The organism is Salinimicrobium sp. 3283s (genome assembly GCF_039602225.1).
GTDB lineage: Bacteria > Bacteroidota > Bacteroidia > Flavobacteriales > Flavobacteriaceae > Salinimicrobium > Salinimicrobium profundisediminis.
In genome coordinates, this window is the sequence record NZ_CP143631.1 from 66148 (window position 1) to 86787 (window position 20640).

The window sequence follows — 20640 nt, forward strand, 5'->3', positions numbered from 1 at the left end:
AGCTCTGCCCGCTCTTTAACTTTGAATGAAATTAAGCTTCTTTTACGAACTGAACTTCAACATTAATTTTTATCTGATCACCTAACACCACGTTTCCTGCTTCGGTAACAGCATGGTAAGTTAAACCGAATTCCTTTCGGCTAATTTTTCCCGATACCGTAAGTCCGGCTTTGGTTTGTCCGTAAGGATCTACCACCTGTCCGCCGTATTCCACATCCAGAACAACATTTTTAGTGACATCTTTTATAGTAAGCTGGCCTTCAACCGTATCTTTGTTCACGTCAAAGCTTTCAGCCTTAAAAACAAGGTAAGGATGTTTTTCAACATCAAAGAAATCGCCAGATCTTAGGTGCTCATCCCTTTGTTCGTTACTGGTGTCTATAGATTTAACATCAGCCTTGAATTCAACATTGTTAACTTTTTTGAATTCATCGCCCTCACTTTCGGCGCCACCTTCAAAAACTTTGAATTTTCCTGTAACTGTAGAAATCATTAAGTGCTTTACCTTAAAAGTTACTTCACTGTGTGTTGGGTCGATGTTCCATTTTGTACTCGCCATATCTTTTATTTTAAATTATTAATTATTTACAGGGCAAATTTACGGGCGAATAAGGCCGTAGCCAATGACCTATGATAATAAATGAACGTGATCTATGTCACGCTTTTCTGCGGAAGGACTCATCTTCAAACCAGTACCCAATTGAGTTTAAAAAACAGTTTGCCACAAACTTCAAGAAACGTGTAATAAAATTGAAATATACACGTGCATAAAAATTCTTTGTATATTTATATTATTCAAAAACGAAGATGATGAACACAAAGCTGACCCTGACAATTGAACAGGAAGTAATTAAAAGAGCAAAAGAATATGCGAAAGATAAAAATCGCAGCTTGTCCGACATTATTGAAAATTATTTGAAGACTCTGACTAAAGAAGAAAGAACAGAAAGAGATAAACTAAATCCGGTTGTGAAATCTTTAAAAGGTTCCTTTAAAATGCCTAAAAAAGATATGGATTATAAGAAAGAACTAAGGAACAGGTTAGAGGAAAAATATTCATAATGGATAAAGTTCTTATTGACACAGATGTGATATTGGATTTCTTTTTTGATCGAGAACCATTTGCAGAGTTTGCAACGGAAATTCTCAATTTATGTGAAGAGAACAAAATAAAAGGATTCACAACTCCGGTTATAATTTGTAACGTATATTATTTGCTAAGCAAATCAGCCAAGCACGAAATCATAATTGAGAAAATAAAGCAACTTTTAAATATAATTGATATTATAAAAATGGATAAAGAAGCTGTTTTAGGAGCTTTAAATTCCAATTTTAAGGATTTTGAAGATGCCTTACAAAATTTCTCAGCTATCGAGAACGGAGAAATAAAAATAATATTAACTCGAAATATAAAAGATTTTAAAAAGAGTAAACTAGCCATTTTAACTCCTGAAACATATTTAAAGGGAAGAGCTAATGACTAAGAATGGTTAACAAAAATGCTTTTTTGAGAACTATTTTTCTACATTTATTTCCATAAGAAAGAACTCGTTACACCCGACAAGTGGAACTTCCCTACTCGCCACTTTCGTTAACCGCGACGGCGTCAAAAATGACATTTTTGAAAGGTATTTTTATGAACCGGAAGTAATCTGGCTGCGAATACGACTCAGCGTTTCGCGTGTCACTCCAAGGTATGAGGCAATCATGTGAAGTGGCACCCGCTGAATAACATCGGGGAATTGCTTCAGCATTTTTTGGTAGCGCTCTTCGGCCGTGGTGCTAAAAGTTCCCATGAGCCGGCGTTGGGTGGCAATAAGGTTGTTCTGGATAAGAATCCGGAAGTAGCGTTCAAAAGCCGGAACTTTATCAAGCAATTGATCCCAGGATGCCTTGGTGATAAGCAAAAGCTCACTGTCTTCTAAGGCCTCAATATTATATTCTGAAGCTTCTCCGGTAAGAAAACTGTAAAGATCTCCGCTCCACCAGCCTTCAAGCGCAAACTGCAAAATGTGCTCGTTACCTTTTTCATCTATGGTGAAACTTCTAAGCAGCCCTTTTTCTACAAAGATGGTGTAGATACAGGCATCTCCATCTTCCAGGATGAAGCGTTTTTTCCGAAGTTTTTTGGGTTGAAATAAGGTTTTAGCATACTCGAATTCCTCTTCACTCACGGTGATAGTATCATTGACTTTTTTTTGTAGAAATTCAAACATGGCAAAGCGAAATATGGGCTAAAGATAGATATAATTTCTGAAGCTTTATGCGCTTCTCATCACCTGCTCCTATGATAGAATAAGCTTATAAAATGCCATTTTTGACACTTCAGGAGTTTAAAATGTCTCCTCTGTTTTCACAGCGGTCTTCTAAATTGACAAGGGAAGTAGCTTTTTGCTTGATGTTGAAGCTTTAAAGCCTTCCTAACTATTTCTTCAAAACTTTCTTCCCTCTCAAAAAGGGCATATTGGGCTGTTCTTTTTTCGTCATTATGCTCATTTCCAATCTTCATGTTTTTCTTGTTATCTTTGAAGTTCCCTTTTACGGGACGTTCAACCAACAGAAAACTCTTAAGATGAAAAGATTATTTATTCTTAGCCTCGCCCTTAGCTTTGTTAGCTGCGGTGAAAACAATGGTAAAACTGAAGACCCCAACCAGGTGACAGACAATGATACTATTGTTCAAAATTCTCCTGTCACCATTCCTGAAGAAGAACTCACTACGGCCGAATACGAATATGAAGTAGTTGTCCCCGATCTTGAGATTGCATGGGGTATGGACTTCCTGCCCGATGGCAGCATTCTTATCACCGAAAAGAATGGAGACCTTATCTTATTTAAAGACGGACAAAAGCAACAGGTACAGGGCGCACCCGAAGTTTATAACCGCGGCCAGGGCGGATTTCTGGATGTAGCCGTTGGCCCGAATTATGAAAGCGATGGCTGGATCTATTTCACCTATGCTTCCGAAGAAGGTGAAGGCGAAGGTGGCAATACGGCATTAATGCGTGCAAAACTGGAGAACAACCAGTTAACCAGTAAAGAAGTTTTATATAAAGCCACGCCCAACTCTACCCGTGGTCAACATTTTGGTTCCCGAATATCTTTTGACGGGCAGGGGCATTTGTTCTTTAGCGTTGGAGACCGCGGCGATCGCGACGTAAACCCGCAGGACCTTACCCGTGACGGCGGAAAAGTTTACAGGCTTAACCTTGATGGCAGCATTCCGCAGGATAATCCTTTTGTAGGACAGGAAGAAGCTGTTAAAGCCGTGTACTCTTACGGTCACAGGAATCCGCAGGGAATGATCTACAATGAAAGCACAGGCGAGATTTGGGTTCATGAACACGGCCCACAGGGAGGCGACGAAATTAATGTAGTAAAAAAAGGTACTAATTACGGCTGGCCTCTGGTAAGTTACGGAATTAACTATGACGGCACTTCCTTTACCGATGAAACATCGGGGCCAGATTTTGAAGATCCTCTTTATTACTGGGTTCCTTCAATTGCACCAAGCGGCTTTGTACATGTAACTTCAAACAAATATCCCGAACTTCAGGGAGACCTTTTAGTGGGTTCTCTAAAGTTTCAGTACGTGGAGCATTTAACGCTTGACGGAAAAACTGTACTTGCCCGGGAAAAGATCCTGGAACAAATAGGACGCGTGCGAGACATTGTACAATCGCCTGAAGGTGACCTGTATGTTTCAGTAGAAGGAAAAGGTATTGTTAGAATTATTCCGAAGCAACAGTAATGAAGAAACTCTTAACGGCCTGCCTGCTGGTAGTTTTATGCGGATGCAGGAATTCTTCCGAAGAAAAAACTGAAGAAACTGCCCGGGTAGAATTCTCTCCCGAAATGAAAGAGAGCATTTCGCGCGGCGCCCAGGTGTACAACAACTTTTGTGCTTCCTGCCATCTTTCGGGTGGTGAAGGCATAAAAGCTGTTTTTCCACCGCTTCAGAATTCAAACTGGATTAAAGAAAAGCAGGAAGAATCTATACACGCCATTAAATTTGGCCTGCGCGGCCCTATTAAAGTCAATGGTGAAAAATACGACAATCTTATGCCCGCTTTGGGCTTAAGCGACCGCGAAATTGCCGATGTGATGAACTACATTAACAATTCCTGGGGCAACAGCGTAAGTAACGAGGTGACCGAAGAAGAAGTAGCCGCTATAAAAAAATAAACCATATTTAGTAAATCGGTAAATAATTACCTTTGCCGAAAATTAAAATATGTTGATCATTGGAATTGCCGGAGGTACCGGGAGCGGAAAAACTACTGTTGTAAACCAGATTATCGAGGAGCTCAAAAATGAAGAAGTAGATGTGATCTCCCAGGATTCCTACTACCAGGATACCAGTCACCTCACTTACGAGCAGCGTACCAAAATTAACTTTGATCACCCAAAATCTATAGATTTTGACCTGCTGGTCTCTCATCTTAAAGATTTAAAAGCAGGCAAAAACATTCAGCAGCCTGTTTATTCTTTCAAGCAGCACAACCGCACGGGAGAAACCATTACCATAGAACCCCGAAAGGTGATCATCGTTGAAGGTATCCTCATCCTCACCCACCCCGACATTCGGGAGATGTTTGACATCAAGATCTATGTGCATGCCGATAGTGATGAGCGGCTTATTCGCCGTCTTAAGCGCGACATTGCCGAGAGGGGCCGTGACCTGGAAGAGGTTTTGAGCAGGTACCAAACCACGCTTAAGCCTATGCACCAGCAGTTCATAGAACCTACCAAAGAGTTTGCAGATATCATTATCCCCACAAATCGCTACAACACAGTAGCTGTTGATATTGTGCAAACAATCATACGCCAACGTTTACTGTAATTTTGTATATTTCGGGTTATGAAGCTAAAAGACATCCGCAATAATAGATGGGTACGCATCTTCGCCAACAAATATACGCTGGTGCTGGCGGCTTTTTGCTTCTGGATGCTTTTTCTGGACAGTAACTCCTGGTTAATTCACCATGAACTCGACCTTGAGATCGATGACCTGAAAAAGAACAAGAACTATTACCTCAATGAGATCTCACGCGACAAAGCCATAATGGATAATCTTAACGATTCTCTCGAACTTGAAAAATTTGCCAGGCAGGAATATTTCATGAAGAGGGAAAATGAAGAGATCTTTATCATTGAGTATAAGGAAGCAGTAGATTAGGTGCCAAAAATGTCATTTTAGAGGCCCTTTAATTTTATGGAAATGAGAGAGAATTTGTTCAATGAGTTTGAAGAAGTATCGGCCAAACAGTGGAAACAGAAGATACAGTATGACCTGAAAGGTGCCGATTATAATGAAACGCTGGTATGGAAATCTCTGGACGGCATCAATGTTAAACCTTTTTACCATGCCGAAGAATCTCCCGAACCTGCAAAGCTTAACAACCCGTTAAACTGGCACGTTACAGAGCAGATCTATGTCTCTTCTGCTGAAAAAGCCAATAAAAAAGTACACGAATCCCTTCGGAAAGGCGCCGAAAGCATCTGGTTTATCCTACCTTCAGAAGAGATAGCGTTAAAAGAGCTTTTTGAAGGCCTAAATTCTGAAACTCCCATATACCTGAAGCCTGAATTTGCTTCCGAAGAATATTTCTTAAAACTGGATGAGCAGGTTAAACCGGGATCCAATGTTTTTTTGCAGTTTGACATTATTGGCAACCTTGCCCGCAGCGGCAACTGGTTTAAAGACCAGCAGGAAGACCACAAGATACTTGATGTCCTGCTTCAAAAATGTCAAAATTTAAGATCATTTATTTCAGTTGACCTTGGCCTTTACCAAAATGCCGGTGCAACCATTCCGCAGCAGCTAGCTTATGCTTTGGCACATGTCAATGAATACTTTAACCATATAGGTAACAAACCTGGAGTGTCAAAAAAGGCAAAATTCCAGTTCCTTGTTTCGGTAGGGTCAAATTACTTTTTTGAGATTGCCAAAATAAGGGCGCTGCGCCTTTTATTTTCAACCCTTAGCAGCGAATATAGCTTTGATTCCAGCTGTGATATCATTTCACAGCCCACCCGCCGCAACAAAACTTTATACGATTATAATGTAAACCTGCTGCGCACTACTACAGAATGTATGAGCGCAGTGCTTGGTGGCTCCAACAGCGTTTGCAATATGGCCTATGACGCCATTTACCATAAAAACAATAACTTCGGAAGCCGCATAGCCCGCAACCAGTTACTGATACTTAAGCACGAAAGCTACTTTGAGAAAGTGGCCAATCCTGCTGAAGGCAGCTACTACATTGAAACCCTTACCCACGAAATGGCCGATAAGGCTTTAGATATTTTCAAAAATATTGAAAGTGGCGGTGGCTTTGTTACTCAGTTAAAGGAAGGAATTATTCAGAAGAAGATTTCTGAAAGTGCCGCCAAAGAACAGGAAGAATTCAATGAAGGGAAACTAGTGCTTATTGGCACCAACAAATATCCTAATTCACAGGACAGAATGAAAGAAGAGCTGGAGTTGTATCCTTTTGTGAAGCAAAAGCCGCGAAAGACACTGCTTCAGCCGGTGATAGAAAAACGTTTATCAGAAAAAACCGAACAGGAAAGACTACAAAAAGAAGAAAGTACTAACGGCGAAAAATAAGATATGAGCAGAAAGGATCTTCAGCATTTAAAGCTGAAAAATACCGAAAAAGATTCAAAAAGACCTGAAAACACTTGTGAATACAAGGATCTGCCTCATCTCAATTTTGCTGCGGGAATTCCGCCATACCTACGTGGGCCTTACAGTACCATGTACGTGATGCGGCCCTGGACCATTCGGCAGTACGCCGGGTTCTCAACTGCCGAAGAAAGTAACGCCTTTTACCGCCGCAACCTCGCTGCGGGTCAAAAAGGGCTTTCTGTAGCCTTCGATCTTCCTACCCACCGCGGGTACGACAGTGACCACGAAAGAGTGGTGGGAGACGTTGGTAAAGCAGGGGTTGCCATAGACTCGGTAGAAGACATGAAGGTGCTCTTTGACCAGATCCCGCTAGACCAGATGTCGGTTTCCATGACCATGAACGGGGCGGTGCTGCCTATACTCGCATTCTACATCGTGGCTGCCGAAGAACAGGGCGTAAAACCTGCACTGCTTTCAGGAACCATTCAAAATGACATTTTAAAGGAGTTCATGGTAAGGAATACCTACATCTACCCTCCTACTCCTTCAATGAAGATCATTTCTGATATTTTTGAATATACTTCCAAAAATATGCCCCGCTTCAACAGCATTAGTATCTCCGGGTACCACATGCAGGAAGCAGGTGCTACCAGTGAGATCGAACTCGCATATACATTAGCCGACGGACTCGAATACATCAGGAAAGGTCTTGAAGCCGGAATGGATATAGACAGTTTTGCTCCGCGTTTGTCCTTCTTCTGGGCCATAGGTTTAGATCATTTTACCGAGATCGCCAAAATGCGGGCAGCCAGGATGCTGTGGGCAAAACTGGTAAAACAGTTTAACCCGAAGAACGAAAAATCCCTTGCGCTTAGAACCCACAGCCAAACCAGCGGCTGGAGTTTGACCGAGCAGGATCCTTTCAACAACGTGGCACGTACCTCTATTGAAGCCGCAGCTGCTGCTTTTGGAGGTACCCAGAGTTTGCACACCAATGCCCTTGATGAGGCTATCGCCCTACCTACAGATTTCTCTGCCAGGATTGCGAGAAATACACAGCTGCACCTCCAACAAGAAACCCAGATCACCAGAACTGTAGATCCATGGGCGGGTAGTTATTATGTAGAAGAACTTACAGATAAAATAGCTCATAAGGCCTGGGAGCTCATCCAGGAAGTGGAAGAATTGGGCGGGATGACCAAAGCCATTGAAGCGGGAATCCCAAAGCTACGCATTGAAGAGGCCGCAGCCATTAAGCAGGCAAGGATTGACAGTAGCCAGGATATTATTGTGGGGGTAAATAAATACCGCAGGGACAAAGAAGATCCTATTGTTACCCTTGAAGTAGACAACCAGTCAGTGAGAAGGCAGCAAATTGAGCGGCTAAACCAACTGAAAGCCGAAAGAAACAATGAAGAAGTAAAACAAGCCCTTCAAAAACTTACCGAAGCAGCAAGATCGGGGCAGGAAAACCTACTGGCGCTGGCCGTAGATGCCTCCCGAAAACGCGCTACCCTTGGGGAGATAAGCGATGCTTTAGAAGAAGTTTACGGCAGGTACAAAGCACAGATAAAATCATTTAGTGGAGTGTATTCAAAAGAGATAAAAGACGATGCTTCTTTTAAAAAAGCGAGAGAAATGGCCGACAGGTTCGCGGAACAGGAAGGCCGTCGCCCAAGGATCATGGTGGCCAAAATGGGACAGGATGGTCATGACCGTGGCGCCAAAGTGGTATCTACAGGTTATGCCGATGTTGGTTTTGATGTAGACATAGGACCACTATTCCAGACCCCGGCAGAAGCTGCAAAGCAAGCAGTGGAAAACGACGTGCACATTTTAGGAGTTTCTTCTCTGGCTGCAGGCCACAAAACACTCGTGCCACAGGTGATTGAAGAACTCAAGAAATACGGCAGAGAAGATATTATGGTGATTGTAGGAGGGGTGATCCCTTCACAGGACTACCAGTTTCTCTTTGACGCAGGTGCCGTAGCCGTTTTTGGCCCCGGTACAAAGATTAGTGAAGCAGCAATAAAACTTCTGGAAATCCTTATTGACGAGCCTAGTTAAGGTTTAAGGTTTAAGGTTTAAGGTTTAAGGTTTAAGGTTTAAGGTTTAAGGTTTAAGGTTTAAGGTTTAAGGTTTAAGGTTTAAGGTTTAAGGTTTAAGGAAGTTCTCTGGAAAATTATAACATTAAAAAGAGACATGAAAAAGTTGTCAACAATCTCCATACTAACTACTCAATACTAACTACTCAATACTAACTACTAACTACCAACCACTATGGATTACACTCAAAAAATGCTCCGGGACGACGCGCTTAAAGGAAAAGTAATAGTCGTTACCGGCGGTGGCAGCGGCCTTGGAAAAGCGATGACAAAGTATTTTCTTGAACTGGGAGCAAAAGTAGCGATCACTTCGAGAAACCTGGAAAAACTGCAGGGTACCGCTAAAGAGCTTGAAGAGCAAACCGGGGGCGAATGTTTGCCGGTACAGTGTGATGTAAGACATTACGAGCAGGTTGAAAACATGCTGCAACAAACAGTAGAAAAATTTGGTTCTGTAGATATTTTGCTGAACAACGCTGCCGGAAACTTTATTTCTCCCACAGAACGTTTAAGTGCCAATGCCTTTGACACCATTATTGACATAGTTTTAAAAGGCAGCAAGAACTGTACTTTAGCTTTTGGAAAACATTGGATCGACAAAGGTGAAAAGAAGAAAACGGTATTAAATATTGTCACCACTTATGCCTGGACAGGCTCTGCTTATGTAGTGCCAAGTGCCACAGCAAAAGCCGGAGTACTTGCAATGACGCGGTCGCTCGCCGTAGAATGGGCGAAATACGGAATAAGAATGAATGCCATTGCACCCGGACCTTTTCCTACCAAAGGCGCATGGGACAGGCTACTCCCGGGAGACCTGAAGGAGAAGTTTGACCTGGCTAAAAAAGTGCCGCTAAAGCGGGTTGGAGAACACCAGGAACTGGCGAATCTGGCTGCCTATCTGGTTTCCGATTTTTCAGCTTATGTCAATGGTGAAGTGATCACCATTGATGGCGGCGAATGGCTTAAAGGAGCCGGACAATTCAATCTTTTGGAAGCAATTCCCGAGGAAATGTGGGATATGCTGGAGCAAATGATCAAGGCCAAGAAGAATAACTAAACTTAGGCTTCTTCCGCAGAAACCATTAAGAACAATTAACAGGATGAACCCTTTAAAATGCTATTTTTGAAGGGTTTTTTCTTTACAGGCTATGCTAAAAACCTGTTAACAATTTACCTTTCGTAAACCTATAATAAATTGTATTTTTACCCTTTAAATCCAAAATAACTGAATGGGTAAGATCATTGCCGTTGCAAATCAAAAAGGAGGTGTAGGTAAAACTACAACTTCAGTAAACCTGGCGGCATCTCTCGGGGTGCTTGAAAAAAAAGTTTTGCTCATCGATGCCGATCCGCAGGCGAATGCCACATCGGGTCTGGGAATAGATGTTGAATCGGTCGAGTTAGGAACTTACCAGTTGCTGGAGCACTCTATTAAGGCTGAAGAAGCCATTATGAAAACTGAGTCCCCAAACCTCGACATCATCCCGGCACATATTGACCTGGTGGCCATAGAGATTGAGCTTGTTGACCAGGAAGAGCGGGAGTACATGCTGAAAAAGGCTATTGGACACCTTAGGGAACAATACGATTATGTGATCATTGACTGTGCGCCATCTTTGGGTCTGCTCACACTTAATGCCCTCACAGCAGCCGATTCGGTAATTATTCCTATTCAGTGTGAATATTTTGCTTTGGAAGGTCTTGGGAAACTTCTCAACACTATTAAAAGTGTTCAGAAAATACACAACGTAAAACTGGATATTGAAGGCCTACTGCTTACCATGTACGACTCCCGCCTACGGTTGTCTAACCAGGTGGTGGAAGAAGTACAAAAGCATTTTGACGAAATGGTGTTCAAAACAATCATTCAGCGAAATGTGCGTTTAAGTGAAGCCCCCAGTTATGGAGAGAGCATTATAAACTATGATGCCGGTAGTAAAGGTGCAAGTAACTATCTTAGTCTTGCACATGAAATTATAAAGAAAAACTCATAGGAGCAGATGGCGAAGGCGACAAAGAAACAAGCTTTGGGAAGAGGACTTTCAGCATTACTGAAAGATCCGCAAAATGATATAAAGTCGGCAGAAGATAAGAATGCAGATAAGCTGGTTGGGCATATTGTAGAGCTTGACCTGGATGCTATTGAAGTAAACCCTTTTCAGCCAAGAACAAGTTTCAATGAAGAGTCGCTGCGCGAACTCGCTTCTTCGATACGGGAATTAGGAGTTATTCAGCCTATTACGGTTAGAAAACTCGATTATAACCAGTATCAACTCGTTTCGGGAGAAAGACGTTTTAGAGCGTCAAAACTGGTAGGCCTGCAAACCATTCCTGCCTATATTCGTATTGCCAACGACCAGGAATCACTGGAAATGGCCCTTGTAGAGAACATTCAGCGGCAGGACCTTGATCCTATTGAGATTTCATTATCTTACCAAAGACTTATTGATGAAATCAACCTTACCCAGGAACAATTGAGTGACCGAATTGGTAAAAACAGATCTACTATTGCCAATTACCTTAGACTGCTGAAATTAGATCCTATTGTGCAGACGGGAATGCGCGACGGCTTTTTAAGCATGGGCCATGGAAGGGCACTCATCAATATTGAAGATCCACAGGTGCAGTTGGAGATCTATGAAAAAATACTTGCCAATTCTCTTTCGGTGCGTGAAACTGAAAAGTTGGTTAGAAACCTTCAGGAAGGAAAACCTGAAGTTAAAACAGCCACTTCCACCTCGAATATTTCCAGGGATGTAAAGAAAAGCATCAAAGAATTTTCAGAAAAACTGGGGGCTAAGGTTGATGTTAAGGTGTCAAAAAAGGGAAATGGAAAGCTTATTATTCCTTTTACTTCCGAAGAAGATCTCAATCGCATTAAAAAGATCATTCAGGGTGAAGATTAAAAATCTCATAGCGTTCTTTGTCACCTGTTTTTTTTTCCTGCAAGCCTCGGCACAGGAAGATTCCCTGCTGGTAGACCCGCAGCTGGTGATTGAAGAACCTGCCTACAAACCTTACGACCCGCTCTCTCCTGCCCGTGCTGCATTCTATTCGGCAGTACTTCCAGGGTTGGGCCAGGCATATAATGGGAAATACTGGAAAATTCCAATAGTCTATACTGCTCTTGGAGTGGGTATTTACTTCTATTTTGAAAATGACCGGCAGTATGATCGCTACCGCAGCGCCTACAAAAGCAGGCTCGCCGGAAATACCAATGATGAATTCTACGACGAGAACGGAGAACCCCGGGTATCGACAGACGGACTTATTGATGCTCAACGTTTTTACCAGCGCAACAAAGAGGTTTCTATAATGGTTACCCTGGGGCTCTATGCATTAAATATTATTGATGCCAACGTTGATGCCCATCTGCAACAATTCAATGTAAGTGAAGATTTGTCACTTAAGCCAAATGTGGATTACGATCAATTTACCGGAACCACAGGATATGGCCTTACATTAAACTACAATTTTTGATGAAAATAGCTTTACTGGGTTACGGAAAAATGGGTAAGACCATTGAAAGACTAGCTGTAGAACGTGGCCATGAAATAGTACTAAAAGTTGATAATGATATTGATAACGCCGACCTTAGCCAGGCCGATGTTGCCATAGATTTTAGCGTTCCCGATGCTGCATTTAAGAACATCACCGCCTGTTTTGAAAAACAAGTCCCGGTGGTTTCGGGAACTACAGGATGGCTCAAACAATACGACGAAGCTGTAGAGATTTGCAAAGAACAAGAGGCCGCTTTCATTTATGCTTCCAATTACAGCCTGGGCGTGAATCTCTTTTTTGAACTCAACAGGAACCTAGCGAAACTCATGCAGAGGTTTTCGGAATACAACGTGGCGATAGAGGAAATTCACCACACCCAGAAACTGGATGCGCCAAGTGGCACGGCGATCACTCTGGCCGAGCAGATCATTGAAAATTCAGATAAAACCGGATGGCAGCTGGATAATGCCCGGGAGAACGAAATTCCTGTAACAGCCAAAAGGATAGAAAATGTTCCCGGCACCCATACAATCTCCTACAATTCGGAGGTTGACACCATTAAAATAGAACATGTAGCCCATTCCCGTGATGGTTTTGCCCTTGGTGCCATCATAGCAGCTGAGTGGCTTCAGCATAAAAAGGGAGTTTTCAGCATGAAAGACGTGCTGGGCTTGTAACAGAATCGTACTACGGCAGACCAATAAATAAACTACGCTCATGACTTTTACAAACTGGCTTTTGTTTGTTCTTCTTATTCAGCTTATCCATTTCGCAGGAACCTGGAAACTTTATCAAAAAGCAGGACGCAAAGCCTGGGAGGCAGCAATACCCGTATACAACGCGGTAATCTTAATGAAGATCATTAACAGGCCGTGGTGGTGGGTACTTCTGCTTTTCATCCCTATAGTTAATCTCATTATGTTTCCCGTGATTTGGGTGGAAACCGTGCGTAGCTTTGGGCGTACTTCTACTACAGATACTGTACTGGCGGTGGTTACCTGCGGCCTCTATATATATTACCTCAATTACCTGAGCGACGTTAAATACAGGGAAGACCGCAGCCTGCACCCGGGTACTGCTGCAGGGGAATGGATAAGTTCAATTCTCTTTGCCATAGTCGCTGCTACTATTGTACACACTTATGTAATGCAGCCGTTCACTATCCCAACTTCTTCTCTAGAAAAGACGCTGCTGGTGGGAGATTACCTGTTTGTAAGTAAGTTTCACTACGGGGCCCGTACACCAATCACTTCAATTGCATTTCCTATGGTGCACGACACCATTCCTGTACTGGGGCTAAAGTCATACTGGAACAAACCTCATATTCCGTATTTCAGGATTCCGGGGTTTCAGGATATTGACCGCACTGATATTGTGGTCTTCAACTGGCCGGTAGATACGGTGAGAAAGTTCAGGGATCAATCGGGAGTACGTTATGATAAGCCTATAGACAAGAAGTCTAATTATGTAAAAAGGGCTGTTGGTTTACCAGGAGATTCTCTTGAAATTATTAACGGAAAGGTTCATATAAACAACCAGCCTCTTGAGTTACCCGACAGAGCAAAGCCACAGTACTCTTATGCCGGTACTACAAAAGGCCAGGGCTTTGATCCTTATACAATGTACAAGATGTATGATATTACCGATGCATTTTATCAGGATCCTAATACCAACCAGTTTTACATACAGTCTTTAACCGAAGAAAACTACCAAAGACTAAAGAACCATCCCAATGTTGCCTCTCTGGAAAAAATTACAACTCCGGCTGGCCAAAAGGATGTGAAGATCTTTCCAAACAACAACAGCTTTAACTGGAATTCTGACAATATGGGGCCTCTTTATATCCCTAAAGAAGGAACTACTGTAAAGATCACACCCGAGACTGTAGGTTTTTACCGCTTAATTATTGAAACTTATGAGGGCCTAGAAATGGGCCGGGAAAGGAAGATCTCCCTTAGAGACGATAAGGTATTTTTGAATGGACAGCCTTTAGAATCCTACACTTTTGAGCAGGATTACTACTTTATGATGGGAGACAACCGGAATAACAGTGAAGATAGCCGCTACTGGGGTTATGTTCCCGAAAATCATATTGTGGGGAAACCTGTCTTTATATGGATGAGCCTTGATCCCAATGCTTCAGGTCTTAGCAAAATAAGATGGGAGCGTATGTTTACTACTGTAGGAGGACAGGGAGAACCGGTTTCTTACCTACCTTACTTCCTGGTTGTAATAGTTGGACTTTTTGGATATAGCTTTTTCAGAAAAAAGAAGACCAAATAAGAATTTTTAATGCAGAAGTTGCTTTTACATCCTGCCTATTTTGGCCCTGTCTCTCAATTTGTGGCCATAGTCAATGCCGATGAACTTGTTTTTGAAAATGAAGACAATTATCAAAAACAAACCTATCGCAACCGCATGTATATTTATGGTGCCAACGGAAAGTTACTGCTTAACATTCCTATTAAGCACACCGGCAACAAATCTGGACATCAAAAATATAAGGATATAAAAATTGAGAACGATTTCCCCTGGCAAAAGCAGCATTGGAAATCTTTGGAAACCGTTTACCGCACCTCCCCTTTCTTTGAGTTCTATGAAGATGAGTTCTACCCGCTTTATCACCGCGAGTATGACTATTTAATGGATTTCAATTACCGTTGCCTCGAACTTGCTCTCGATTGCCTGCAATTAGATCTTAGTTATAAAAAGACGGAAGAATACTTTAAAGAACCGACAGGCCTTTTTGACAGAAGATCGCTCATTGAAGCTAAAAAAAATGAACCTCAGTCATTAGAACCCTACTTCCAGGTTTTTAAAGAAAAATACGGCTTTTTAAATGATCTTAGTATTGTGGATCTTATTTTTAACGAAGGTCCAAACGCTCTCAACTATTTACAGAGCCAGAAAATCTCATTGCCCTAACCTAAGATTTGCCGTGATGGGAAAATGGTCTGAATAAGGAACCATGTGGTTCTGAAAAGTAAGGATCCCCATTGATTCCTGCGGCAGGATAAAGTCTATGCGAAGAGGTAAGATCTCAAATATTTCGAAGGTCTTTCCAAAGCCATTGCCGGCTTCTTTATAAGCATCGTTGAATCCAATATCTCTTAGTTCACGATAAATATAAGAATACGCCGTATTATTAAAATCTCCAAGAATAATTGCGGGATAAGGACTTGACAGCACCGACTCTTTTACCAACTTCATTTGCCGCTCCTGTTTTACAAAGGTCTGTCCCATCCCAAAAAGCACTTTTTTAGAGTGCTCTTTTTCGATATTGTTCAGGTTTGGCTTGATACCAAAAGATTGAAAATGTACATTTAGTACCCTTACGGTGTCACCGTTCTTTACAATATCTGCATAGATAGCATTATTGTTACTGGTTGTAGGAAAATCTAAAGAACCGGAGTTTATAATAGGATATTTTGAGAAGAGGGCAAGACCAAACTCAGCATTCTCCTCTTTAAGCTTAATATATTCGTAAGGGAAACTTTTTGCTATTTCCAGCTCCCCTTTATAATACTCCTGCATTGCCACAACATCGGGATCCTGCTCTTTCATGAATGCCGTTATCTTCTGCGGAATATCCACATCATCGGCCCAGCCATACTGGTTAAACTGCCGTACATTATAGGTCATGATCTTGAGCACATTGTCTTCAACCATGCCATCTTCTTCCGAAGAAACCTCGTAAACAGATGTCACATGGTTAAACCCCAGTAAGAGCACAACGAAGGAGAGGATTGCCTGCCGTTTTAACCTGAATAGCCAGAACAGTAAAAAAATGATATTGATAATGATCAACAGAGGTACTCCCAAACTGAATACCGAAAGCAGGGCGAACTTTCCAGGTGGTATGTAGGGTAACAGATAAGAAAATAGCAATGCCAGCGCAAAGAGGATGTTTAGCAAGAACAGGAACCTGTCAAACCAGTTGAGACCTTTCATTAATTGTCTTTTCCTGCGTTGAACAAATAGTCCTTTTCCTGCTTGGTAAGGCTGTCATAGCCGCTTTTACCAATTTTATCTAAAATAGCATCTATTTTCTCCTGTTCCTCCTTTTTGTTGCGCATTCCGCCACTATAACGGCCAGAACTACTTCCTGGAGATTTCCTTTTGTGAACGGTCTTTAAATTACTCCTCTTACCGGAAGCATTACCTGATGAGAACATGGAGCCAATCCAGTCCAGCAGCTTCTCAAAACCACTTGCAATATTGTTTCCTTTACCAAGTTGTTTCGCGTATAAATAACCAAAACCGGCACCTCCCAAATGCGCCAGGTGGCCTCCGGGATTTGAGATTGGTATCTGGATCACATCCAGAACCACTAAGAAAGCTGCAATCCACCATAATTTTATACTACCAAGCAAAATAAGCCGAACTCTCATGTGAGGAATATGCGTGGCAATTCCCACTAGAATTGCCATCACTGCAGCCGAAGCGCCTATTAAATAAGACCTTCCCGTTCCCTGAAAAGCAGGAAATAAGTTATAACTGGCCATATAAACAAGGGCCCCAAAAATACCTCCCAAAAAGTAGAAATTCAGAAGCTTTTTTGGAGAGAAATAAGTGAGGAAATAGACTCCCGAAAAGTATAAGATCAACATGTTTGACAGCAAATGCCACAGGCCGCTGTGAAGAAAAGCATAGGTGATAATAGACCAGGGCTTAAATAAAAATTCTCCCGGCTCCTTCGGAAACACCAACCACTCCAGAATAGAATCTGCATCAAAACTAAACAGGAAGGCAAGGGTTTTAAAGAAGAAAAAAAGCACAAAGGCAATAACGTTGACAGCGATGAGTTTTTCGCTCACCGTAGCCATTGCAATCTTTGCTCTTATGTTATCCCTACTTCTCATTAATCCCAACGGTTTTGGTTAAACTGGTTCTTTTTCCAGTACCACATCATGATAAAACCAAAGAGAGCGCCACCCAGGTGTGCAAAGTGAGCAATCCCTCCTCCAAATATAGAATATCCAGTCAAACCGGAAAAGAGGTCAAGTGCAATTAATGCCGGAATAAAGAACTTTGCCTTTATGGGTACCGGTACAAAGAGCAGGAACAACTCCACATTTGGGAACATCATTCCAAACGCTACAAGGATTCCATATATTGCACCCGATGCTCCCACAGCAGGTGTAAGGTAAGTCTGGAACATCGTCCTCAAAACATCCTGATCTACGCCCTGAGGGATCCTAAACTCGCCACTGCTGGCAATAGAAGCATAAGACTCCCGCAAATACTGTTCTACCTCTGTAGTACCAAACCCGGCATCGAGAAGAGCACTGTACCCGGCCTGAAAATGATAATAATTTACAAGGGTGTGAATAATGGCAGCTCCAATTCCTGCCGAAAAGTAGAAGAAAAGAAATTTGTTCTTTCCCAGCACCTGCTCTATAGGGCTTCCAAATGCCCAAAGCGCATACATATTGAAGAGAATATGAAATATACTGCTGGGGTCATGCATAAACATGTGCGTAACCACCTGCCAAAACTGGAAATTATCATTTTCAATAAACCAAAGGGAAAATAATTGATAGGCCTGATCCCCCAAAACCTGGCTCCCTATATAAACTATGACATTAATAATCAAAAGAACCTTTACGGTTTCGGTCATTCTTCCCATTTACATGAACTTTTTATCTAATTCGTCTACAGTTAAGGTAATAAATACAGGTTTATTAAAAGGCGATAAGCTTGATTCTTTACATGCAAACAGACTATTTACAATGTTTTGTTGCTCTGCGATATTTAAAGCTGTCCCCGATTTTACAGCCATTCCTCTCGACAGGGATTTTGCCAGCGTATCTACCTGCGAAAAAGCCGCTCCCGGCACTTCATTTTCCAGGTCTAGCAACAGCTGCTCAAGTAAAATCTCCACCTCGCTTTCTGAAATAAGCGTTGGAATTCCGCTGATCTCCACGCCATCTTTCTTTACTTCTGAAAAAATAAAACCGGTTTGCTCCAGGGAATCTTTGATCTCCTTAAGCAACTCCATCTCATTAGTAGAAAACTGGATAGTTAACGGGAATAATAACTGCTGGCTAACAGCCGAAGTAACCGTAATATTCTTTAGCAACTCTTCATACAAAATCCTGGTATGGGCGCGTTGCTGGTCAATAACGAGAATTCCGCTTTTTAAGGTAGTGACAATATACTTTTTATTAAGCTGAAAAGTAGTACCTCCGGCTTCCCCTTCATCTTTCAACCCAAAGAGGTTACCTGTAACCTGGTCACTTTCAAACTCTACCTGTGTTCTTGTAGAAAAACTTTCGGTTCCTTCACTCCGCAAACCGTTATACAGGCTTTGCCAGCTGCCGGCCGACTTTTCAGTTCTGTAGTTTGGAGTGTATCCTCCTCCCGACCTTTCCGTTTTAAACGGATTAAAATTAGGATCTACCTCTACCTTTGGAGGAGTGATCTCCTTTTGAGAAAAATCATAAGGCGTATCAAGGCTCGAATCCCGGTCAAAATCAAGTACCGGTGCTACATTGAACTGCCCCAGGCTATGTTTTATTGAACTGCGCAAGATGGTATAAAGCGCATGCTCGTCATCAAATTTTATTTCAGTCTTTGTGGGGTGTATATTGATGTCAATACTTTTAGGGTCAACATCAAGAAAGAGAAAATAACTGGGGTAAGCTTTATCTTTTAGAAGTCCTTCAAAGGCTGCAGTCACAGCATGATTGAGGTAAGGACTTTTAATAAACCTGTCATTGACAAAAAAGAACTGTTCTCCCCTGCCCTTTTTGGCAAATTTGGGCTTCCCTACAAAACCATGTATTTTTACTATAGCGGTATCTTCCTCTACCGGCACCAGTTTTTCATTGGTCTTCCCGCCAAAAATATTCACAATGCGTTGCCGGTAATTGGCTTCAGGTAACTGGAAAAGTTCACTGCCGTTGTGAAAAAGGGAAAATTGTATAGCAGGATGCGCCAATGCGACTCTTTGGAATTCATCTATTACATGACGCAGTTCAACCGTGTCACTTTTAAGAAAATTCCTGCGGGCAGGAATGTTATAAAAAAGGTTCTTAACACAAATGGTAGTTCCAACCGGGGTAACGCAGGCTTCCTGCGAAGTGACTTCACTGCCTTCAATTTTAATACAGGTTCCCACTTCGTCATCCTGCCGCCGTGATTTGAGTTCAACATGCGCAATTGCGGCAATAGATGCAAGCGCCTCACCTCTAAACCCTTTAGTTTTAAGACTGAATAGGTCTTCGGCCGAATTGATCTTGGAAGTGGCATGCCGTTCAAAACACAATCGTGCATCGGTGACGCTCATGCCTTTCCCGTTATCGGTAACCTGAATAAGTGTCTTTCCAGCTTCTTTTACAAGGATCTTTATATTGGTACCGCCGGCATCAATGGCGTTTTCCAGCAATTCCTTAATAACAGAAGCCGGCCTCTGCACCACCTCACCTGCTGCTATTTGATTGGCGACATGGTCTGGCAGGAGATGAATAACATCTGTCATTTAATAGGGATTGCTAAAAATGGATAAATCAAAGTCTATGATCCACAGAAATATAAGAACAAGAATGGCAATGATGACAAGAACCGTTTTATTAATTTCCCTGTTTCCACGGTGGCGGCTACTTTCACGCGCCTCTTTCCACTGGGAACCAAAATCTACGGCATTGGTAGCCTGCCTGAACTTGTTGATCTTAGTATCGAAACTGTAAACATTCCCGGTATCCTTGCCTTTATAGTAACGCGGAGTATAGTTATACCGATTGTTCTTCTTTCGTGCTGAAAAAATGTTGAGTTTTAGCATTACTTCTTTTTATTTCCCGGAAATATCAAATTTACTGAAAATGCTCAAAATTTCCGAAGTTTAGATGAGCAAACTCAATAACACAAAAATAATGCCTTAACAAAAATTGGGGCTAGATCCTGGAATCCTTGCGCAGTTGTGCCATCTTAATAGCTGCTACAGCCGCCTCGGCACCTTTATTCCCATGCTTCCCTCCAGATCTGTCTATAGACTGTTGCTTATTCTGGTCGGTCAAAACACAAAAGATCACGGGGATATCACTTTGCAAATTGAGATCTTTGATGCCCTGCGAGACAGCCTGGCATACAAAATCAAAATGTTTTGTCTCGCCTTCAATCACACTGCCTATAGCAATAACAGCATCTAACATATCGTAAGATTCCTGCATTTTTTTGCAGCCGTATATAAGCTCAAAGCTTCCGGGAACATTCCAGCGTACTATCTTTCGTTCCAACACGTCGTGTTCCAGAAGCACCTCAATGGCGCCCCGGCAAAGATTTTCGGTTATTTCTCCATTCCATTCAGAAACAACAATCCCAAACCTGAATTCCTTCGCGTTTGGGATTTTGTCTTTATCGTATTCTGAAAGATTATTTCCTTCTGTAGCCATACTATGT

At 42.1% G+C, this 20640-nt stretch carries 24 protein-coding genes; 15 read left to right on the forward strand and 9 right to left on the reverse strand.

Annotated features, from left to right (window positions below; all coding sequences use genetic code 11):
* Positions 1-31 precede the first annotated feature (31 nt).
* Positions 32-559 carry a YceI family protein gene (locus VS868_RS00330; RefSeq protein WP_266071103.1) on the reverse strand — a complete coding sequence of 176 codons (528 nt, stop codon included), beginning with the start codon at positions 557-559 and terminating at the stop codon, positions 32-34.
* Between the two features lie 251 nt (positions 560-810).
* Between VS868_RS00330 and VS868_RS00335 the strand changes: the two genes are divergently transcribed.
* Both VS868_RS00335 and VS868_RS00340 read left to right on the forward strand, forming a co-directional pair.
* Positions 811-1062, forward strand: coding sequence for a DUF6364 family protein (locus VS868_RS00335; protein WP_345599855.1), 252 nt, complete (start codon positions 811-813; stop codon positions 1060-1062).
* The gene (locus VS868_RS00340) at positions 1062-1484 is read left to right on the forward strand and encodes a PIN domain-containing protein (RefSeq protein WP_345598803.1); all 423 of its coding nucleotides are present in this window, start codon (positions 1062-1064) and stop codon (positions 1482-1484) included. Before VS868_RS00335 ends, VS868_RS00340 begins: the two co-directional genes overlap by 1 nt.
* Positions 1485-1634: 150 nt before the next feature.
* Here the strand turns inward: VS868_RS00340 and VS868_RS00345 are convergent, their stop codons facing one another.
* Complete coding sequence (locus VS868_RS00345; protein WP_345598804.1) at positions 1635-2216, reverse strand: Crp/Fnr family transcriptional regulator; 582 nt, start codon at positions 2214-2216, stop codon at positions 1635-1637.
* Positions 2217-2353: 137 nt separating this feature from the next.
* Positions 2354-2509, reverse strand: coding sequence for a hypothetical protein (locus VS868_RS00350; RefSeq protein ID WP_345598805.1), 156 nt, complete (start codon positions 2507-2509; stop codon positions 2354-2356).
* A 63-nt stretch (positions 2510-2572) separates the two neighbouring features.
* Between VS868_RS00350 and VS868_RS00355 the strand changes: the two genes are divergently transcribed.
* The 13 genes from VS868_RS00355 (at position 2573) to VS868_RS00415 (ending at position 15165) form a co-directional block, all read left to right on the forward strand.
* Positions 2573-3751 carry a PQQ-dependent sugar dehydrogenase gene (locus VS868_RS00355; RefSeq protein WP_345598806.1) on the forward strand — a complete coding sequence of 393 codons (1179 nt, stop codon included), beginning with the start codon at positions 2573-2575 and terminating at the stop codon, positions 3749-3751.
* Positions 3751-4185, forward strand: a complete 435-nt coding sequence (locus tag VS868_RS00360) for a cytochrome c (protein WP_345598808.1) — start codon at positions 3751-3753, stop codon at positions 4183-4185. The genes VS868_RS00355 and VS868_RS00360 overlap by 1 nt, the downstream gene beginning before the upstream one ends.
* A gap of 49 nt (positions 4186-4234) precedes the next feature.
* On the forward strand, positions 4235-4843 hold the full coding sequence (gene udk / locus VS868_RS00365) for a uridine kinase (RefSeq protein ID WP_345598809.1): 609 nt from the start codon (positions 4235-4237) through the stop codon (positions 4841-4843).
* 18 nt (positions 4844-4861) lie between these two features.
* Entirely contained in the window at positions 4862-5179 is a 318-nt protein-coding gene (locus tag VS868_RS00370) for a septum formation initiator family protein (protein ID WP_266071094.1), read from the forward strand.
* A 42-nt stretch (positions 5180-5221) separates the two neighbouring features.
* A complete protein-coding gene (locus VS868_RS00375) occupies positions 5222-6613 on the forward strand; it encodes a methylmalonyl-CoA mutase subunit beta (RefSeq protein ID WP_345598810.1) in 1392 nt (463 codons plus the stop codon).
* A 3-nt stretch (positions 6614-6616) separates the two neighbouring features.
* Positions 6617-8701, forward strand: coding sequence for a methylmalonyl-CoA mutase (gene scpA, locus VS868_RS00380; protein WP_345598811.1), 2085 nt, complete (start codon positions 6617-6619; stop codon positions 8699-8701).
* Positions 8702-8914: 213 nt separating this feature from the next.
* Positions 8915-9796 (forward strand): SDR family oxidoreductase, encoded by an 882-nt coding sequence (locus tag VS868_RS00385; RefSeq protein WP_345598812.1) that lies wholly within the window; start codon positions 8915-8917, stop codon positions 9794-9796.
* A gap of 172 nt (positions 9797-9968) precedes the next feature.
* Entirely contained in the window at positions 9969-10733 is a 765-nt protein-coding gene (locus VS868_RS00390; RefSeq protein ID WP_266071008.1) for an AAA family ATPase, read from the forward strand.
* 6 nt (positions 10734-10739) lie between these two features.
* Positions 10740-11645: a ParB/RepB/Spo0J family partition protein gene (locus VS868_RS00395; protein ID WP_345598813.1), complete on the forward strand. Its 906-nt coding sequence runs from the start codon at positions 10740-10742 to the stop codon at positions 11643-11645.
* Positions 11641-12219: a DUF5683 domain-containing protein gene (locus tag VS868_RS00400; protein ID WP_345599856.1), complete on the forward strand. Its 579-nt coding sequence runs from the start codon at positions 11641-11643 to the stop codon at positions 12217-12219. Before VS868_RS00395 ends, VS868_RS00400 begins: the two co-directional genes overlap by 5 nt.
* On the forward strand, positions 12219-12917 hold the full coding sequence (dapB, locus tag VS868_RS00405; RefSeq protein ID WP_345598814.1) for a 4-hydroxy-tetrahydrodipicolinate reductase: 699 nt from the start codon (positions 12219-12221) through the stop codon (positions 12915-12917). The genes VS868_RS00400 and dapB overlap by 1 nt, the downstream gene beginning before the upstream one ends.
* Before the next feature lie 40 nt (positions 12918-12957).
* The gene (gene lepB / locus VS868_RS00410) at positions 12958-14523 is read left to right on the forward strand and encodes a signal peptidase I (RefSeq protein WP_345598815.1); all 1566 of its coding nucleotides are present in this window, start codon (positions 12958-12960) and stop codon (positions 14521-14523) included.
* A gap of 9 nt (positions 14524-14532) precedes the next feature.
* On the forward strand, positions 14533-15165 hold the full coding sequence (locus VS868_RS00415; RefSeq protein WP_345598816.1) for a WbqC family protein: 633 nt from the start codon (positions 14533-14535) through the stop codon (positions 15163-15165).
* Here VS868_RS00415 and VS868_RS00420 read toward each other — a convergent pair.
* From VS868_RS00420 to ribH, 6 genes are all read right to left on the reverse strand, one after another.
* Entirely contained in the window at positions 15154-16191 is a 1038-nt protein-coding gene (locus tag VS868_RS00420) for an endonuclease/exonuclease/phosphatase family protein (protein WP_345598817.1), read from the reverse strand. The genes VS868_RS00415 and VS868_RS00420 overlap by 12 nt on opposite strands.
* On the reverse strand, positions 16191-17102 hold the full coding sequence (locus VS868_RS00425; RefSeq protein ID WP_345598818.1) for a rhomboid family intramembrane serine protease: 912 nt from the start codon (positions 17100-17102) through the stop codon (positions 16191-16193). Before VS868_RS00425 ends, VS868_RS00420 begins: the two co-directional genes overlap by 1 nt.
* Positions 17102-17869: a rhomboid family intramembrane serine protease gene (locus tag VS868_RS00430; RefSeq protein ID WP_345598819.1), complete on the reverse strand. Its 768-nt coding sequence runs from the start codon at positions 17867-17869 to the stop codon at positions 17102-17104. The genes VS868_RS00425 and VS868_RS00430 overlap by 1 nt, the downstream gene beginning before the upstream one ends.
* On the reverse strand, positions 17870-19723 hold the full coding sequence (gene mutL / locus VS868_RS00435) for a DNA mismatch repair endonuclease MutL (protein ID WP_345598820.1): 1854 nt from the start codon (positions 19721-19723) through the stop codon (positions 17870-17872). It abuts the gene before it with no gap.
* Entirely contained in the window at positions 19724-20023 is a 300-nt protein-coding gene (locus VS868_RS00440) for a hypothetical protein (protein ID WP_266070998.1), read from the reverse strand. It lies immediately after the preceding gene.
* A 112-nt stretch (positions 20024-20135) separates the two neighbouring features.
* Positions 20136-20633, reverse strand: a complete 498-nt coding sequence (gene ribH, locus VS868_RS00445; RefSeq protein ID WP_266070996.1) for a 6,7-dimethyl-8-ribityllumazine synthase — start codon at positions 20631-20633, stop codon at positions 20136-20138.
* Between the last annotated feature and the right edge of the window lie 7 nt (positions 20634-20640).

Coding starts and splice junctions, on each gene's coding strand:
- VS868_RS00345 (WP_345598804.1), bottom strand. CDS start 2,216: ATGTTTGAATTTCTACAAAAAAAAGTCAATGATACTATCACCGTGAGT.
- VS868_RS00370 (WP_266071094.1), top strand. CDS start 4,862: ATGAAGCTAAAAGACATCCGCAATAATAGATGGGTACGCATCTTCGCC.
- VS868_RS00440 (WP_266070998.1), bottom strand. CDS start 20,023: ATGCTAAAACTCAACATTTTTTCAGCACGAAAGAAGAACAATCGGTAT.
- VS868_RS00385 (WP_345598812.1), top strand. CDS start 8,915: ATGGATTACACTCAAAAAATGCTCCGGGACGACGCGCTTAAAGGAAAA.
- VS868_RS00360 (WP_345598808.1), top strand. CDS start 3,751: ATGAAGAAACTCTTAACGGCCTGCCTGCTGGTAGTTTTATGCGGATGC.
- VS868_RS00375 (WP_345598810.1), top strand. CDS start 5,222: ATGAGAGAGAATTTGTTCAATGAGTTTGAAGAAGTATCGGCCAAACAG.
- scpA (WP_345598811.1), top strand. CDS start 6,617: ATGAGCAGAAAGGATCTTCAGCATTTAAAGCTGAAAAATACCGAAAAA.
- VS868_RS00415 (WP_345598816.1), top strand. CDS start 14,533: ATGCAGAAGTTGCTTTTACATCCTGCCTATTTTGGCCCTGTCTCTCAA.
- dapB (WP_345598814.1), top strand. CDS start 12,219: ATGAAAATAGCTTTACTGGGTTACGGAAAAATGGGTAAGACCATTGAA.
- VS868_RS00395 (WP_345598813.1), top strand. CDS start 10,740: ATGGCGAAGGCGACAAAGAAACAAGCTTTGGGAAGAGGACTTTCAGCA.
- mutL (WP_345598820.1), bottom strand. CDS start 19,723: ATGACAGATGTTATTCATCTCCTGCCAGACCATGTCGCCAATCAAATA.
- udk (WP_345598809.1), top strand. CDS start 4,235: ATGTTGATCATTGGAATTGCCGGAGGTACCGGGAGCGGAAAAACTACT.
- VS868_RS00330 (WP_266071103.1), bottom strand. CDS start 559: ATGGCGAGTACAAAATGGAACATCGACCCAACACACAGTGAAGTAACT.
- VS868_RS00390 (WP_266071008.1), top strand. CDS start 9,969: ATGGGTAAGATCATTGCCGTTGCAAATCAAAAAGGAGGTGTAGGTAAA.
- VS868_RS00350 (WP_345598805.1), bottom strand. CDS start 2,509: ATGAAGATTGGAAATGAGCATAATGACGAAAAAAGAACAGCCCAATAT.
- VS868_RS00335 (WP_345599855.1), top strand. CDS start 811: ATGAACACAAAGCTGACCCTGACAATTGAACAGGAAGTAATTAAAAGA.
- ribH (WP_266070996.1), bottom strand. CDS start 20,633: ATGGCTACAGAAGGAAATAATCTTTCAGAATACGATAAAGACAAAATC.
- VS868_RS00420 (WP_345598817.1), bottom strand. CDS start 16,191: ATGAAAGGTCTCAACTGGTTTGACAGGTTCCTGTTCTTGCTAAACATC.
- lepB (WP_345598815.1), top strand. CDS start 12,958: ATGACTTTTACAAACTGGCTTTTGTTTGTTCTTCTTATTCAGCTTATC.
- VS868_RS00355 (WP_345598806.1), top strand. CDS start 2,573: ATGAAAAGATTATTTATTCTTAGCCTCGCCCTTAGCTTTGTTAGCTGC.
- VS868_RS00430 (WP_345598819.1), bottom strand. CDS start 17,869: ATGGGAAGAATGACCGAAACCGTAAAGGTTCTTTTGATTATTAATGTC.
- VS868_RS00425 (WP_345598818.1), bottom strand. CDS start 17,102: ATGAGAAGTAGGGATAACATAAGAGCAAAGATTGCAATGGCTACGGTG.
- VS868_RS00340 (WP_345598803.1), top strand. CDS start 1,062: ATGGATAAAGTTCTTATTGACACAGATGTGATATTGGATTTCTTTTTT.